Source organism: Litorivivens sp., from assembly GCF_057445395.1.
Genome location: NZ_JBVBUV010000018.1, coordinates 33,489 through 47,619, shown reverse-complemented (window position 1 = coordinate 47,619; position 14,131 = coordinate 33,489). Strand labels below are relative to the sequence as shown.

Annotated in this window: 15 protein-coding genes; 4 read left to right on the top strand and 11 right to left on the bottom strand. The window is 56.0% G+C overall.

The annotated features are described in order from the left end of the window. Positions 1-10: 10 nt before the first annotated feature. The gene (locus tag AC222A_RS07625) at positions 11-304 is read right to left on the bottom strand and encodes a hypothetical protein (protein ID WP_486774823.1); all 294 of its coding nucleotides are present in this window, start codon (positions 302-304) and stop codon (positions 11-13) included. Positions 305-345: 41 nt separating this feature from the next. Between AC222A_RS07625 and AC222A_RS07620 the strand changes: the two genes are divergently transcribed. Beyond that, positions 346-639 (top strand): superoxide dismutase family protein, encoded by a 294-nt coding sequence (locus AC222A_RS07620; RefSeq protein WP_486774817.1) that lies wholly within the window; start codon positions 346-348, stop codon positions 637-639. On the opposite strand, the gene AC222A_RS07615 is transcribed toward AC222A_RS07620, so the two are convergent. After that, the gene (locus tag AC222A_RS07615) at positions 636-1,802 is read right to left on the bottom strand and encodes a methyltransferase (RefSeq protein WP_486774816.1); all 1,167 of its coding nucleotides are present in this window, start codon (positions 1,800-1,802) and stop codon (positions 636-638) included. The two genes, AC222A_RS07620 and AC222A_RS07615, sit on opposite strands and share 4 nt — an antisense overlap. A gap of 173 nt (positions 1,803-1,975) precedes the next feature. Here AC222A_RS07615 and acnA point away from each other — a divergent pair, with 173 nt between their 5' ends. Then, entirely contained in the window at positions 1,976-4,618 is a 2,643-nt protein-coding gene (gene acnA / locus AC222A_RS07610; protein WP_372810813.1) for an aconitate hydratase AcnA, read from the top strand. A gap of 58 nt (positions 4,619-4,676) precedes the next feature. Here the strand turns inward: acnA and AC222A_RS07605 are convergent, their stop codons facing one another. Beyond that, a complete protein-coding gene (locus AC222A_RS07605; RefSeq protein WP_372749366.1) occupies positions 4,677-6,449 on the bottom strand; it encodes a DEAD/DEAH box helicase in 1,773 nt (590 codons plus the stop codon). A gap of 180 nt (positions 6,450-6,629) precedes the next feature. Here AC222A_RS07605 and AC222A_RS07600 point away from each other — a divergent pair, with 180 nt between their 5' ends. After that, positions 6,630-7,193 (top strand): DUF411 domain-containing protein, encoded by a 564-nt coding sequence (locus tag AC222A_RS07600; protein WP_486774815.1) that lies wholly within the window; start codon positions 6,630-6,632, stop codon positions 7,191-7,193. A 21-nt stretch (positions 7,194-7,214) separates the two neighbouring features. Here AC222A_RS07600 and AC222A_RS07595 read toward each other — a convergent pair whose 3' ends face one another. The 7 genes from AC222A_RS07595 to AC222A_RS07565 all read right to left on the bottom strand — a co-directional run bounded on the left by AC222A_RS07595 (position 7,215) and on the right by AC222A_RS07565 (position 12,065). Then, positions 7,215-8,072 carry a hypothetical protein gene (locus AC222A_RS07595; RefSeq protein WP_486774814.1) on the bottom strand — a complete coding sequence of 286 codons (858 nt, stop codon included), beginning with the start codon at positions 8,070-8,072 and terminating at the stop codon, positions 7,215-7,217. 75 nt (positions 8,073-8,147) lie between these two features. Beyond that, entirely contained in the window at positions 8,148-8,798 is a 651-nt protein-coding gene (locus tag AC222A_RS07590) for a hypothetical protein (protein WP_372758812.1), read from the bottom strand. Positions 8,799-8,837: 39 nt separating this feature from the next. Continuing rightward, positions 8,838-9,557: a PaaI family thioesterase gene (locus tag AC222A_RS07585; protein ID WP_372758811.1), complete on the bottom strand. Its 720-nt coding sequence runs from the start codon at positions 9,555-9,557 to the stop codon at positions 8,838-8,840. Further along, positions 9,550-10,005: a VOC family protein gene (locus AC222A_RS07580; protein ID WP_372748205.1), complete on the bottom strand. Its 456-nt coding sequence runs from the start codon at positions 10,003-10,005 to the stop codon at positions 9,550-9,552. Before AC222A_RS07580 ends, AC222A_RS07585 begins: the two co-directional genes overlap by 8 nt. A 57-nt stretch (positions 10,006-10,062) precedes the next feature. Beyond that, positions 10,063-10,737 (bottom strand): class I SAM-dependent methyltransferase, encoded by a 675-nt coding sequence (locus AC222A_RS07575; protein ID WP_372748204.1) that lies wholly within the window; start codon positions 10,735-10,737, stop codon positions 10,063-10,065. 3 nt (positions 10,738-10,740) lie between these two features. Next, a complete protein-coding gene (locus AC222A_RS07570; protein ID WP_372748203.1) occupies positions 10,741-11,670 on the bottom strand; it encodes an alpha/beta fold hydrolase in 930 nt (309 codons plus the stop codon). A gap of 83 nt (positions 11,671-11,753) precedes the next feature. Beyond that, the gene (locus tag AC222A_RS07565) at positions 11,754-12,065 is read right to left on the bottom strand and encodes a DUF2789 domain-containing protein (RefSeq protein ID WP_372748202.1); all 312 of its coding nucleotides are present in this window, start codon (positions 12,063-12,065) and stop codon (positions 11,754-11,756) included. 221 nt (positions 12,066-12,286) lie between these two features. On the opposite strand from AC222A_RS07565, the gene AC222A_RS07560 reads away from it, so the two are divergent. Then, a complete protein-coding gene (locus tag AC222A_RS07560; protein ID WP_372748201.1) occupies positions 12,287-13,447 on the top strand; it encodes an iron-containing alcohol dehydrogenase in 1,161 nt (386 codons plus the stop codon). A gap of 24 nt (positions 13,448-13,471) precedes the next feature. Here the strand turns inward: AC222A_RS07560 and AC222A_RS07555 are convergent, their stop codons facing one another. Then, entirely contained in the window at positions 13,472-13,966 is a 495-nt protein-coding gene (locus AC222A_RS07555; RefSeq protein ID WP_372748200.1) for a porin family protein, read from the bottom strand. Positions 13,967-14,131 lie beyond the last annotated feature (165 nt).

Below are 14,131 nucleotides of genomic sequence, written 5' to 3'. Positions count from 1 at the left end.
TTTCCAGTATTCAAAAGCTCGTTGAAGTACGGGCTGACTTACTTCGTTCTTTACGTGAGTGTCCCAGCACATTGTTGACCAAGTGCTCACGCTGGGCATCGTCCATCCCCTCGCGGATCGGCGCGTGGTTGATTGAGGTCATCGTCGTCCTCACGTTTGCTATAGGCAGAGCGCACCAGTTTGCCGTCTGCTCGATCAGGTAGTGATCGTGTAGCACGATTGGGCCATCAGCGCCCACTGTCAGGGAGCGTTCATCGCCTTCTACAGGAATGCCAGCATCATTGGTGGTGTGTTTTTCTGTCATGGAATTTCTCCAGTCGATTTGCCGGAAATGTAATTCAGCATTTGCGAGGTCACGCTACTACCTGTACAAATCGCAAATATGGTGCTCCAACCGATGACAAACACCATGCTGGCGATTTGGGTAATCTGACAGGCAAAGAAGTCGGCTTGCAGACCGCTCTTATGTCAGATTCGATGGCGTTAACCGGCGAAACCTCAATTGAAGGCAAAGTGGTCATCATCCACCAGAAGGCGGATAACCTCAGGTCACAAGCCTCCGGCGATACGGGCAAGCGGATTGCCTGTGGTGTTATTCAACCTTTGCTAACAACGGATACCCAAAGCGATGCTACCTAAGCCAGGTGCGCATCGATCAGCAAGTTGCGCGGTGTCATGTGTGGCGGACAGAAGCGTCTTACTGTGCAGCAGTAGCCGAACTCCTGTAGATGCAGAACCTGATCCAGAAGCAACCATAGTTCCAGCGGTCGTCGGAACAACGCACGCATCAGTTCCTGACGACTAACGCTATGATAGCGCTCGGTTCCGCGTTTCTCGTAGCCGGCGAAATCCAGTCCGGGCGGCAGGGTTAAGCCCTTATGTGCGGCCAGTAATTTGCAGTAGTCGGAAAAGTTACCCTTCAGAGCTTTTGTCGGCACTGGCGGCGTGGGCAGATAGGTGTCACTGTGGCGCAGTTCGCGCTGAAGCGCGTCAAATCCGAGTCGCCAGCATTGTTGTTGCTGGTGGCGCTGCCGCTCGGCGCGACCGGCGGTGGTGTTTTGCCGCACGGCGGTGCGCAGGTCGGCAAGTTGTAGGGTCAGTGCGCTGTTCTGTGCCAGCGTGGAGAGTGGTCTGAAGTCTACCTGAAACTTGTGATAGCAGCAGGGAGAATAGCTGATCCGCTGGGCGCGTTGTTGGGTTGCGTCAGTAAGCAGTTTGCGGTGCAGACCACCGCAGGCGTGCAGGGCTACCACATGGTCGTCGGGTGCTATTTCTGAACGGGCTGAAGCATCGAGCACATCCATTTTTTTTAGACGGACCGGTTTGAGCTCCTGTTGGGCGAGCTGATTGCCGGCCTCGATAAGCGCAGTGTCGATTTCCAGCCCGCGGGCCTCGCGCTGGCTCAGTTGATACAGGTAGCGGCTCAGATGGCCTTTGCCACAACACCACTCCAGTGTCGGTTGGTATAGCGGGCTCAGTGCCAGGGCAAAGCGTTCAATCTGCTGCCATTTTCTTCCTGGGACAAAACGCGGTGCAGGTGTCGTTTGCGCAGGTTCAAACTTCGCAATGTCAGTAAGCCGCGATATGTCATTGCACAGGGTTGGAAAATGACGATGAAACAGCTCAAGCAGTGCGTCATCGTTAGCTTGCGCGTCGGCGATGGCATCGTCACCGACCTTGTCCAGAAAAGCCACGTCATCCGCCCAGGGCGGTGTGCTGACAAAGGGCTGGCATTGCCAGTAGTCACGGTGACTGTGGAGCAGGGCGTCGAGTGCCAGAAACTGCGTCCGATAGTGAGCCATTAATTTGCATGAGCCGGTAAAGGGCGCATTCTAACAGCCGGGCGAGGCGCCCGGTAGGCAATTTTTTGGTGTGAAAACCGCAGGTTTTGCAATACGTATAAGGTGCTGTAGCCTATATTGGTCAATACGGATTACCAGCCATTTCATTTGTCTGTCATAGCGGGAGTTTACGGATGAGCAAAAACCCTTTTAGCGCCAGCCTGCAGTCCAATAATGAGAGCTACCGTTACTACGCTTTCGAAAAGCTGGGTGACGCGCGCTACAAGCGCCTACCCAATTCGCTTAAGGTGCTGCTGGAGAACCAGCTGCGTTTCTTTAATCAGTCCGCCAGCCAAAGCGATATTGATGCTTTTCTCAATTGGGTAGACAAACCCCAGCAGGGTACCGATATCAACTTCTCACCAGCGCGGGTGTTGATGCAGGATTTCACTGGTGTGCCTGCCATAGTCGATTTGGCGGCGATGCGTGAGGCCGTTGCCCGGCGCGGTGGTGATGTGTCGGTGATTAGCCCGCAAGTCCCTGTGGATCTGGTAATAGATCACTCTGTCAGCGTGGATCACTATGCCTCAGCGCGAGCATTCAACGATAACGTGAAGCTGGAGATGGAGCGCAATGGCGAGCGCTACCGGTTTCTGAAGTGGGGCAAGCAGGCCTTTAAAAACTTTCAGGTGGTACCGCCGGGTACCGGTATCTGCCACCAGGTTAACCTCGAATACTTGGGCAAAGTTGTGTGGCAGCGTGATGCTGACGGTGTTCGCGAAGCGTATCCCGATACGCTGGTGGGGACTGACAGCCACACGCCCATGATCAACGGTTTGGGCGTGCTCGGCTGGGGTGTGGGCGGAATCGAAGCCGAGGCTGCACTGTTGGGGCAGCCGGTATCGATGCTATTGCCGGAAGTCATCGGTGTGGCATTGACCGGAAAGCTCAAGGCAGGTGTGACCGCTACCGATCTGGTGCTCACGGTGGTGGAAATGTTGCGCAAGCACGGTGTGGTGGGCAAGTTTGTAGAATTTCACGGTCCCGGCTTAGCAGATTTGGCGGTAACGGATCGCGCGACCATTGCCAACATGACACCGGAATTTGGCGCGACCTGCGGTTTCTTTCCCGTGGATGAAAAAGTGATCGAGTATCTGCGTCTTACTGGCCGCGATGAGGCGACGTTGCAGTTGGTGGAAGACTACAGCAAGGCGCAGAACCTGTGGCGGGACGATGATGCCGAGCTGGTGTTCAGCGCGGAGCTCACCTTGGATCTGGGCACGGTGGAGCCGAGCTTGGCCGGACCGAAGCGACCGCAGGATCGGGTTACACTGAGCGGCCTAAAATCGGCCATTACCGAGTGTATTCACGAATTTGACCGTCGCGAAAATGACGAAATACCCGTGCCGGAAATGGGCTTTACCATGCCCGAGGGCGCGGTCGTTATTGCGGCGATTACCTCCTGTACCAATACCTCTAACCCGGATGTCATGCTGGCCGCAGGGTTGATGGCCAGAGCGGCTAACAAGCGTGGGCTGAAGGTGAAGCCCTGGGTGAAAACGTCGCTGGCGCCGGGCTCCAAAGTGGTAAGTGATTATTTTGCGCAAAGCGGTTTGCAAGTGGATCTGGATGCCTTGGGCTTCAATCTGGTCGGCTATGGCTGTACCACCTGTATCGGCAACTCGGGACCACTGCCTGAGGCTATCGACAAAGCGATCGCCGACCAGCATGCGGTGGTGAGTGCGGTGCTGTCCGGTAACCGTAATTTTGAGGGGCGTATCCACAACAATGTACGTGCTGCCTGGCTTGCATCACCGCCGCTGGTGGTGGCCTATGCGCTGGCGGGCACTACGGTAATTGATCTGCATTCTGAGCCGCTAGGCCAGGATGCAGACGGCAAGCCGGTGTATCTGCTGGATATCTGGCCCAGTAACGACGAAATTCAGGCGGTGCGTAAATCCATCGACGGAGAGATGTTTCAGTCTGCCTATGCTGGTGTATTTGAAGGCACTGATGTTTGGAAGGCACTGGATGCGGGGTCCGGTAAGACCTACGGTTGGGACGATGAGTCTACCTATATTCACTGCCCGACCTTCTTCGATGATTTGGGTGAACCCTTACAGGAATTCCCCGTGGTGAAAAGCGCGCGGATTCTCGCGCTGCTGGGTAACAGTGTGACTACCGACCATATTTCGCCAGCCGGTGCCATCGCTCTAGAAAGCCCTGCCGGGAAATATCTGCGGGAGAAGGGCGTGGAGCCCAAGGATTTCAACTCGTACGGCTCCCGCCGAGGCAATCATGAAGTGATGATGCGCGGAACCTTTGCCAATGTGCGTCTACGCAACAAGATGGTGGACCGGGAGGGTGGTTACACCCGGTTTATGCCTGCGGGCGAAGAGATGAGTATTTATGATGCGGCGATGAAATACCGCGAGGAGAATACACCGCTGGTGATCTTTGCCGGCGAACAGTACGGCACCGGTTCCAGTCGGGACTGGGCGGCAAAGGGCACTAACCTGCTGGGCGTGAAGGCAGTGATTGCGGAAAGTTTTGAGCGCATTCACCGCTCGAATCTGGTTGGGATGGGCGTGTTGCCGCTGCAGTTGGACAACGATAGTGAAATGTTGCAGTTACACGGTGACGAAACCGTCGATATTGTGCCGCTGGAAGATATTCTTGAGCCGGGGATGAAGGTTAAGATTATTGTCAGTCGCAACGATGGCAATCGCCATGAAGCGTTGGCGCGTTGCCGTATCGATACGGTTAGTGAGATGGATTACTTCCGTCACGGCGGAATCTTGCATTACGTACTGCATCAACTGCAGAGCGATGCATAGCTGTCGCGGGGCCTGCCGTTACGTAACAACGTGAACGCGCAGGCCTGGCTTCTGGGGTTTAATTATCGTTTTTGCGTTTAGCTGGTTTGCCCGCGGGCTTTCCCTGGCCCTTGCTGTCTGAAAATTTCTTCTTGTCGGCGGCTGGGCGTTTCTTGGGTCCCTTTTTGGGGCCGCTGCCTTTGCGCGGCTTTTCGTCGCCAGCTCGCTCCAGCATCATCGGCTGTTGTCGCACGCGTACTTTGCGCAGTTGTGCCAGCAGGTCGTTGGGCATACCCTCGGGTAGATCGATCAGGCTGTAATCCTGGAAGATACGAATACGCCCGATATACCGGTTTTCAATGCCGGCTTCATTAGCGATGGCACCAACGATGTCGCCCTTGCCAACGTTGTGTTGCTTGCCTACCGCCAGGCGGAAGGTTTCCATGGCGACGTCTTCGGGCGCAAGGGTTGGCTCGTGGAGCACTCTGTCGCCACTGCGTTCTTTGCCTTCACCTCGGCCATCTTTGCGCGCGGGGGGCGGCACAATGGGGCGTTCGCTCTGGGCCATAAAAGCCAGCGCTGCGGCCACGCTGGCCGGGTCCGCACCGGTATCGGCCAGATAGCTGTCGAGCAGATCGGTGAAGAAACTCAGATCTTCACTTTCCAGTGTACTGCTGATGATGTCCTTGAACTGATCAATGCGTTTCAGGTTCACCGCTTCGCGCGATGGCAGTTCCAGCCAATTCACAGTTTGTCCGGTAACGCGCTCAATGGTTTTCAACATGCGTTTTTCGCGCGGCGCCACAAACAGGATGGCCTTGCCGCTGCGACCGGCGCGGCCGGTACGACCAATACGGTGGGTGTAGGCTTCGGCATCGTAGGGAATGTCGAAATTGATTACGTGGGTCACGCGGCTTACGTCTATGCCGCGCGCGGCCACATCGGTGGCGACCACAATATCAATGCGTTCAGTTTTCAGGTGTTCGATGGTGCGTTCGCGTAGCTGCTGGGTCATGTCACCATTGATAGCGCCGGTGCGATAACCGCGGGCTTCGAGTTTTTCCGCTAGCTCTACCGTTTGGTTTTTGGTGCGTACAAACATGATCACCCCGTCGAAGTCTTCCACTTCGAGGATGCGCGTCAGGGCGTCGAGCTTATTGGTTCCGGAGACCTGCCAGGCCCACTGCTCAATACGGGCTACGGCGCGTTTCTCGGGCTCGATGGCCACGGTGACGGGGTCGTTGAGATACTGCTTAGTTATTTTGCGAATCGGCGGTGGCATGGTTGCTGAAAACAGCGCAACCTGGCGCTGTTTGGGGGTTTGATCGAGAATCCAGGTGACGTCGTCGATAAAGCCCATGCGCAGCATCTCGTCAGCTTCGTCTAGTACGACAGTTTTTAGTGCGTCGAGCGATAGTGTGCCGCGTCGCAGATGGTCCATGACTCGGCCGGGCGTACCTACGATCACGTGTACGCCTTCACGCAGGGCTTTAAGCTGCTGGCCCATGCCCTGGCCGCCATAAACAGGCAATACGCGAAAGCCGGGCAATTTGGCGGCGTAAGTTTTAAAGGCTTCTGCCACCTGAATCGCCAATTCTCGTGTGGGAGCCAGAATCAGTGCCTGCGGCTTGCGGACGGAAGCGTTAATCTGGGCAAGCACGGGCAGGGCAAAGGCCGCCGTTTTGCCGGTTCCGGTTTGGGCTGTGCCCAGCAGGTCTTTACCCTCAAGCAGGCTGGGAATGGCTTGAGCCTGAATGGGAGATGGTTGTTCGTAGCCAACCTGAGCAAGCGCGTCGAGTAGGCTGGAGGGGAGGCCGAGGTCCGCAAAAGTGGCGGGGGCAGTTTGGGTCATCAATTCTTCCTGGTGGTTCGGGCTGACGGGTTCATTGTACAGAACCGTAGGCGGGGCGGGCAAAAGGGCGAAAATTGTACGCGAAATAACCATGTCTGGCCAGACAATTCTGCGCCATGTCCTTGACTCGCCACCATAAAGTGGCGGATGCTGATTGTGTATTTGCTAGGAGAAAGTGACATGGCGGTGTGTTTGCGTCTGATTGTAATGGCTTTGCTGGCTACCGTAACTGCCTGTGGAGGCGGCGGGGGATCTGGCGGCGACGATGCGCCCGCTCAGAGCGAGACAGCGACTGCGCAGGAAGCGACGGTGACGCAAGACCCGGTAACGCAGCAATCGTCGGCTACCGCGACAGACTTTCAGGTATACAAAAGCCCAACCTGCGGTTGCTGTGGCGAATGGGTGGATTACATGCAGCGCGAAGGTTTTAGCACAGCAGTGCATCACCCGGACAACCTCGATGTCGTAAAGCTTGAACGCGGCATACCGTCCCAGTTTCAATCCTGTCATACCGCTGTATCAGAACAGGGATATGTTTTTGAAGGGCATATACCAGCGCGTGATATTCGCGACTTTCTGGCGTCACCCCCCCAGGACGCTATTGGTCTGGTGGTGCCGGGCATGCCAGTGGGCAGCCCCGGAATGGAGGTGGGAGACCGCTTCAGCCCCTACAACGTTTTATTGCTCAAGAAAGATGGCAGCACTGAGGTTTTTCGACATGTGGCCACTGCCGATCAGCAATAACAGGCTGTTCTGTGCGCATACCTAGTCTGATTTGCCCGGTGTTTTCAGGCGTGCAAGCTGGGATTTAAGCTTGTCGGTCGCGGAGCTGACCGCACGGGCAAGTTTTACTGAGGTCCGATTTTCATATTCGAATTTTTCCAATGCGGCGCGTTCGGCTTCGAGTGCGCGCCGCTCACGCGCTTCCTCTTCTCGCTGCAGCTCGAGTTTTTCCCGCAATTTACGGCGAGCTTCTTTGGATAACTCGCCGCCAAACAGATTGACCGGCTGGCGCAGTATATAGCGACCCAGCGTATCGAGAAAATCGTCGTTGAATTTACTGGGAACAATGCGAGCCGATTTTACGCCTGAAGCATCGAAATTCCTGAAAATGACGCTAAGGTTTTTGTTTTCGAGGTTGGCCTTGATTGCCACGCGAATGGGAATGGGGCCAATGACCTTGAAGCGTGCACTTGCCAGATCAAAGCGCGCGTCTTTGCTGTCGGTGCGTTCATACTTCATGTCGAACTTGTCGAGTAGCTTGGAGTGTCGCAGCACCTCGGCTTTGCCTTTTATGTCAAATTCGATCGGTTCGGGCAGGTGGGCTTTGCAGCGCAGTTCCAGTTGCGTGGGCTCTTCACTGCTATCGATAATAATTGAGTAGTCGCTCTGCAGGCAGGTGACCTGGCCATCTTCAGGTAGCAGCGCGTAATTGGCGGTGCATTCTTCGTTGACCTCTTTCAGGTGCTCCACCAGCTGTTGAAAGAAGTTGTAGGCCTGGTGCATCCGGGGCCGCAGTTCTTCGCGGTAGAAATCGGCGAGTTCGGCTTCGAGCGCGGCAAGCCGCTCGGATTGCGTACGCTGTTCCTCAGCTTTTTCTCGTAGTTCGTCCAGTAAACCCATTAGCACATGCCGAGTGTGAATTTTTCACAAATGATAGCGGTTAGTCGGCCAGCTGTGAATACGAGATGACCCTGATCATCGGCGGCTGTATAGCCGGAAATCCGTGTGTTGCCAAAGCTGGCCGACATGGACGAGCAGGCCAGTCAGCATCAGGCTTAGCCACCACTCAAATGCATTTTCGAGCCGGTCGTAAGCGTCTCCCAGCAGCGCATCCAGTAGCAGTGAGATCAGGGCAACGCCAAGCGTGACGGCGCTGGCGCGGGTGAGTACACGCCCCAGCTGGGGCTGGTGACTGCGGAAAAGCGCTTTTGCCAACAGCACAAAGTTGACGAAATTGAGGCCAAAAAAGAGCACGACGCCGAAACGGCGTAGCGTGCGAAAACCGTCGCCGCTATGACCTAGAACAAGGGTATAGACCAGTAGCGCCAGGCTGGCAACGCTGGCAATGGCAATCAGGCCGGCTTGTCGTTGGCCGATAGTTGTCAGCCAGTGTGTGTTCAGGTACCAGAATAGCCAGAGTAAAACGGCGGCTGGGATCATGCCGCCTTTGAAGACAAAGTAGGCGAGGCCGTGGCGGCCGCTGTGGCTGATGCTGATGCAGTCTGCCCAGTACGGATTGCACCAGCTAATAAAGCCTTCCCAGCCGGTTATGGCAAAGCTGGTATGCAAGGTAGCCAGAAGCAACAGCGCAGTGGCCCAGGGTAGATGCCAGCAGCGAATGGTCATGCTCGAATTATATGCCAATTCGGGCGTATCGGCCGCCTGTTAGCCCTGAGTGACAGCGTCCAGCAGCTCCGTGACGGGCTGATTGGGACGGATGAAGATGCCCTCGCACTCTGCGGTAACAATGCCGCCGGCTTCAATTTTTCCGTGCACAAAGGTCTTGCGGCCTTCGGCTCGGTCGATCCAGGCAGACAGTTTCAGCGCCATATTGAGTGGCGTTGGTCGACGGTACTTGATGGTAAGCGTGCCGGTCATACCCGGATGGCCACCCATAAACTGCGCCATACCGAGAAACTCGTCGAACAGTGCGGCGACAAAGCCGCCGTGAACACAGCCCGGTGGCCCTTCATAGCGCCACCCCATGGTCACGCGGGCGTAGGCGGTATCGCCCTCGGCCCACATTTCCAGCGGCGGTGCGATGGGGTTGCTGTGTCCACACAGAGGGCCCACTTCCTGAAACACCTCGCTAAAGGTGCCTTCACTGGCTTCGACGTAGCCGTTTCGCCCGTAGACGCGCGGCGCTTGGGTAAGCTGTTCGGTGGCGATTTGCAGCCACTGCGTCATCTCTGTCATCTGCTCGGGCGAGGGCGTTGATGTCATCATCGCCTCGGCGAAATCACGCATGGCTTGCGCCATTTCGCGTTTGGCTTCCCAGTGGGGCGTCGCTGGTGTACGCGATTCCAATGGCAGGAAAGGGTTGTGCAAATCTTCGAGCATACGGCGTCCTGAGCTATTGTCGGAGCCTGCTGGCATATCAGCCATAATGCCACTTCCGGGCGGGTTCGCCATTTTGATAGTCAATGGATTGAACATCAAACCAGATCGGCAGCAGGTGTCTTACGTAGAAAGAATGGACAATGGTACCCCCTTCATCCAGGTCTTCGTATTCTTTAATCTGAATCTCGTTATTCACCGCCTGCATTGCCTTCGCTTTGGCGAGCAGGGCATCGACTTCTTCGCGGCTGTCAAACAGTAGCCCCAGATGGTCGTAGCCCGGTGATTGCATGGGTTCGGGGCTTTCAGCGAGAAGGATAAACTGACTGACATCCTCGTCCAGCATCAGCAAGAGTGCCTTCTGATCCATGATGTCGATTTCCAGTGTGTTCCAGCCAAACAGGTCGCGGTAAAAATCGGTGATTTGCTGTTTTTTGGCAGGCGTGAGTGCGCCTTCGGCAAAGGTTAATTCCATGTGGTTCAGACGCATGGGCATAGGGGGCTACTCCTTATGGTTTTACTGGAGTGTGGCATAGCCGTTGGCCGACAAAAATTACTGACTGTTTAATCTACCTACCAGGATAAGGGAGAGGGGGAGACTGCCATCGCTGGCGGATGGGGCGAGTTCTTGTTCGATAGTAAAGTTATGGTTTTGGAACAAAGCGCGCCAGTCGTTGAGGGTGCGGAAGTACCAGGGGGCGGGTTGCTGGAAATCTTCGGAAAAGCCAGCCCAGGAACCGTCCTGCCAGCCGCTTGAGGTATGCGTGGTGGCATGAGGGTGCAGGGTTTGCACAACGAGGTGGCCGCCGTGTGACAGCAACTCTGCCATCGCGGCAAAGACTAACTCTGTTGCACCTTTGCCGATGAGTGAAAAATTGCATACTGCGCAGTCAAATCGTTGAGAAAAGTCGGCGTCGGAAAGGTCTTCATAGCGCAGACAGCGGTAGTGTCCGCCCTTTTCGCGCGCCGCGCTGACCAGAGATTCAATGGCATCAATACCTAGGCAATCGCAGCCCTGCGCACGCATCGTCCGGCACAGCCAGCCTTCGCCGCAGCCGACATCGAGCAGGCTCGATGGGGCCAGCTCGGTTAAGGTGCTAATGATGGCCTGATTGGTCACCTGTTCGCGGCTGGCAATCTGTCGTTCGCGCACCGCACGCACCCAGGGGGATGCGTTGATTTCCCAAGAGGCGAGAATGGCCTGATCGCGCTGGCCGTCGCTAGCCATGGTTTAGCGCTGCGCCTGCAGGAACCTGATCATGGCTGTGTTTGTTTCCTCCGCCTGATCAATGTTGACCCAGTGTTCGGCGCCGTCAATGCCGACAATCTCTGCTTGTGGAATCTGGCGCGCCGCAATCTTTGCGTTGTAATAAGGAAAGCTGCTGTCCTGGCGTCCCCAGATCATCATCACGGGTAACGACGTTTTGCCCAGGGCACTCCAGCCCCGGGTATTGTCCAGCACAGGTGAATGCCGCAAGGTGGACAGGGCAGCGCGGGTGACACCCGGAAACTGACCGTAGACCTTCCAGTAAGCCATTGCCCAGTCATTTTCCTCGCGGTTGAGCAGGTAGTTGCTGATTTTGGAACTCAAAATGGATTTGCCCGCGTAATAGAAAACGTACTCGCCAGCAAATGGAGTTTTTACCAGTTGCTGCAATTTTTCCTGGCCATCAGGCCAGCCTGCGGGGCCGGTAAGCACCAAACTGCTCACCGCCGAAGGATTCTTCACAGCATAGTCGCTGGCCAGCACGCAGCCAAACGAGGAGCCAACCAGATGTACCGGATTCGTGAGCCCGAGCTCAGCGCGCAGGCTGTCCAGTTGTTCGTGGAACAGTGGTGGCGTGTAGGGGCGCAGCGGACGATCCGAAAGGCCGCGACCAAATAGATCGTAGGCCACCACGTGAAAACCAGCTGCCGCCAGCGCGTCGACATTGGGCTGCCAGGTTTCCAGATAGCCGTTGAAACTGTGAATCAGTATGACTGTGGGATTGTTCGGGTTGCCCCAGGTTTGATAGCGGGTTTTACCGTGTTTGGACTGGATGGTTTTGGCGCCAACCTGTTCCCGGTATTCCTGCAGCGCGGTATTGCGCTCTAGTTTGGGCGCCAGCAGGGGTAAAACCAGTAGCGCGGCAACAACAATAAAACCCAGCAGTAAACGCAAAATCACACCTCCCTAGAGAAGGCGTGAGTATACCGACAAAATGACGTCCGGGTTAACCGCTGCCGCGGCTCATTAGCTGCAGTTTAGTAGCCGCACATTTCAGGCAGGTAGCTGCTGGATTGTTTGCTTAACCAGGGTTGGCCCGGCCGCGCATGGCGTGGCGAGTTATGCAGACGTGTGTCCAGCTCGTCGACCACTTCGGCCCAGTCGGCGTCATCGCTGATGGCTTCACGCAGAAATTCTGCCTGTGCGGGCGACCAGAATGCGGCGTCGGGTAATGGCATTTCCCTCGGCAGAGGCTGGTGGCTGTTTATGAAATGCTCAACATCCTTGTCATCATCGGGCAGTCCGAGTTGCCTGAAAAGGGTGTTCATGCTGTGGACAATGGGTTCCATATAAACAGTTACTCCCTCTGGGTGATAGGATGAGGTGCGGTTAAGGCAGAGACAGCTGCCAATCCGCTTTAATTGTGACTTGATCATAACAAAGTATGGCGTGGGGTCTTGGATCAAAGTGCTCTATAGAGAGGACTGCTTATAAGCTTGAGTTTCAAGCCCCGAACGTTGGCATCAAGTGCTACTGACAAGCCGAACATTGCATTGGAGAGGTACCCTTTATGGATATGACAGTCTATCTGCCCCGGATTCTCCGGGTGGGCGGCGGCGCGCGCCACGAGCTGGGCAAGGTGTTGGCTGACCTGGGCTTGTGTCGGCCGTTTCTGGTGATTGATGCCTTTCTGTTGGGGCAGGGGCATGGTGCAGCGCTGGAAAGTTCACTGGCTGAGCAGGGGCTGCCACTGCGGCAGTTTTCCGGGGTGGTGCCAGATCCGACTACCGAGTCTATCGATGCCGGTCTGGTTGAGCTGCGCGGCGGTGACCATGACTGCGTGATTGCACTGGGTGGCGGCAGCGCGATTGATACCGCCAAATTTATGGCCGTGATGGCCAATCGCAGTGGCAAGTTACGCGATTACAAAGTACCCGTGACGATTGATGATGGTTTACCGGTGATCGCGATTCCATCAACGGCAGGTACCGGCTCCGAAGCAACCCGGGCGGCAGTGGCAACCGACTCCGAAACCGAGGAGAAAATGCTTTGTATGGGGCTGGGGCTGATGCCGGTCGCGGCGCTGGTTGACTATGAGCTGTCCGTGACCATGCCGTATCGATTAACGGCGGATGCGGGTATCGACAGCCTGTGCCATGCGTTGGAAGCCTTTGTGAGCCGAAAGGCCAACCCGTTTACAGACCCGATTGCGCTGGCTTGTATGTCGAGCATTGTTAAGTATCTGCCGGTTGCCTGTGAACAGCCCGACAATCTGGAGGCGCGAGCGGCCATGATGCATGCGGCCACTCAGGGCGGCATCGCGTTTTCCAATGCGTCGGTCACGCTGATTCACGGAATGAGCCGACCGATTGGCGCGCATTTTCATGTGCCGCATGGCCTGAGTAATGCGATGTTGCTACCCGAGATAACCGCCTGGTCTATTGACGGTGCCAGATCACGCTACGCCGAGGCCGCGCGGGCAATGGGTTATGCGAAGCTTGAGGATAATGATGGCGCGGCTGCGGATAAGCTGGTTGCGGGTTTGCGTGCGCTGTGTAGTGCGCTGAAAGTGCCGGGCCCTGCGGAGTTTGGTATTGCGCAAACCCAGTGGCAAAGCTTGCTGCCATTGATGGCGGAACAGGCGCTTGCCTCAGGCTCGCCGGCCAATAATCCGAGGATTCCTGATAAGGGTGAGATTATTGCGCTCTACGAGAGGGTTTGGGCGGCCTAATGGCCGCCCTGGGTGTCGCGGGTTTTAGAAGCGCAGGCTGGCGCCGAGGTTAAAGCCGTTCACTTCAATATCGTCATCGTCGTACAGGGAAATGTACTCCGCAAACAGGTCTACATTGTTCTGTAGTTTTGCGCTCAGGCCCAGACCGTAGCTGATGTCGTCATCGTCGTCGTCGCCGAAATTGGTGTCGATGCTGGTTTCGGCTACGCCGAGCAGGCCGTAGAGTGTTACCACGTCAGAAATGGGCAGCATCGGTTTGGCATAAATGCCGATAAAATCTTCGATTTCGACGGTGAAAGGCCCTTTGGTGTCGTCATCAACGCCGAAGCCCAGGCGGCCTTCCAGTGCAAAATTGGGGTTGAGCGTTGCGCCAAAGGTCAGGTTGAGAGTTGGGGTGTCAAAGTCGGTAGTCCCGGCTTCTGTTTCCAGCAGGCCGTAAGAGGCGCTTCCATACATTTCGCTCATGGCTGACGCTGACAGGCTCAGGGCAATGGCAGCAATTCCGAGTTTGGCTTTCATTCAGTCCTCCACACATCACGGTTAGGTGGTGCGAGTCTGCCCTAAATTGGGGCGGCATTCAGTGGAAAACTGTGTGAATTTGCCTCAAAGAGCTCATGGAACTTATTCAATTAATGAGAAAAAGTGCCCGCGCTTCCTAGCGGCGGGCTCTGCGGCAGGTTGGGC

Excerpts from the sequence above, each read along its gene's own strand:
- AC222A_RS07575 (WP_372748204.1), bottom strand. The coding sequence starts at position 10,737 with ATGGCTAGCGACGGCCAGCGCGATCAGGCCATTCTCGCCTCTTGGGAA.
- AC222A_RS07565 (WP_372748202.1), bottom strand. The coding sequence starts at position 12,065 with ATGGAACCCATTGTCCACAGCATGAACACCCTTTTCAGGCAACTCGGA.
- AC222A_RS07605 (WP_372749366.1), bottom strand. The coding sequence starts at position 6,449 with ATGACCCAAACTGCCCCCGCCACTTTTGCGGACCTCGGCCTCCCCTCC.
- acnA (WP_372810813.1), top strand. The coding sequence starts at position 1,976 with ATGAGCAAAAACCCTTTTAGCGCCAGCCTGCAGTCCAATAATGAGAGC.
- AC222A_RS07625 (WP_486774823.1), bottom strand. The coding sequence starts at position 304 with ATGACAGAAAAACACACCACCAATGATGCTGGCATTCCTGTAGAAGGC.
- AC222A_RS07585 (WP_372758811.1), bottom strand. The coding sequence starts at position 9,557 with ATGGCTGATATGCCAGCAGGCTCCGACAATAGCTCAGGACGCCGTATG.
- AC222A_RS07560 (WP_372748201.1), top strand. The coding sequence starts at position 12,287 with ATGGATATGACAGTCTATCTGCCCCGGATTCTCCGGGTGGGCGGCGGC.
- AC222A_RS07595 (WP_486774814.1), bottom strand. The coding sequence starts at position 8,072 with ATGGGTTTACTGGACGAACTACGAGAAAAAGCTGAGGAACAGCGTACG.
- AC222A_RS07580 (WP_372748205.1), bottom strand. The coding sequence starts at position 10,005 with ATGCCCATGCGTCTGAACCACATGGAATTAACCTTTGCCGAAGGCGCA.
- AC222A_RS07590 (WP_372758812.1), bottom strand. The coding sequence starts at position 8,798 with ATGACCATTCGCTGCTGGCATCTACCCTGGGCCACTGCGCTGTTGCTT.
- AC222A_RS07615 (WP_486774816.1), bottom strand. The coding sequence starts at position 1,802 with ATGGCTCACTATCGGACGCAGTTTCTGGCACTCGACGCCCTGCTCCAC.
- AC222A_RS07600 (WP_486774815.1), top strand. The coding sequence starts at position 6,630 with ATGGCGGTGTGTTTGCGTCTGATTGTAATGGCTTTGCTGGCTACCGTA.
- AC222A_RS07555 (WP_372748200.1), bottom strand. The coding sequence starts at position 13,966 with ATGAAAGCCAAACTCGGAATTGCTGCCATTGCCCTGAGCCTGTCAGCG.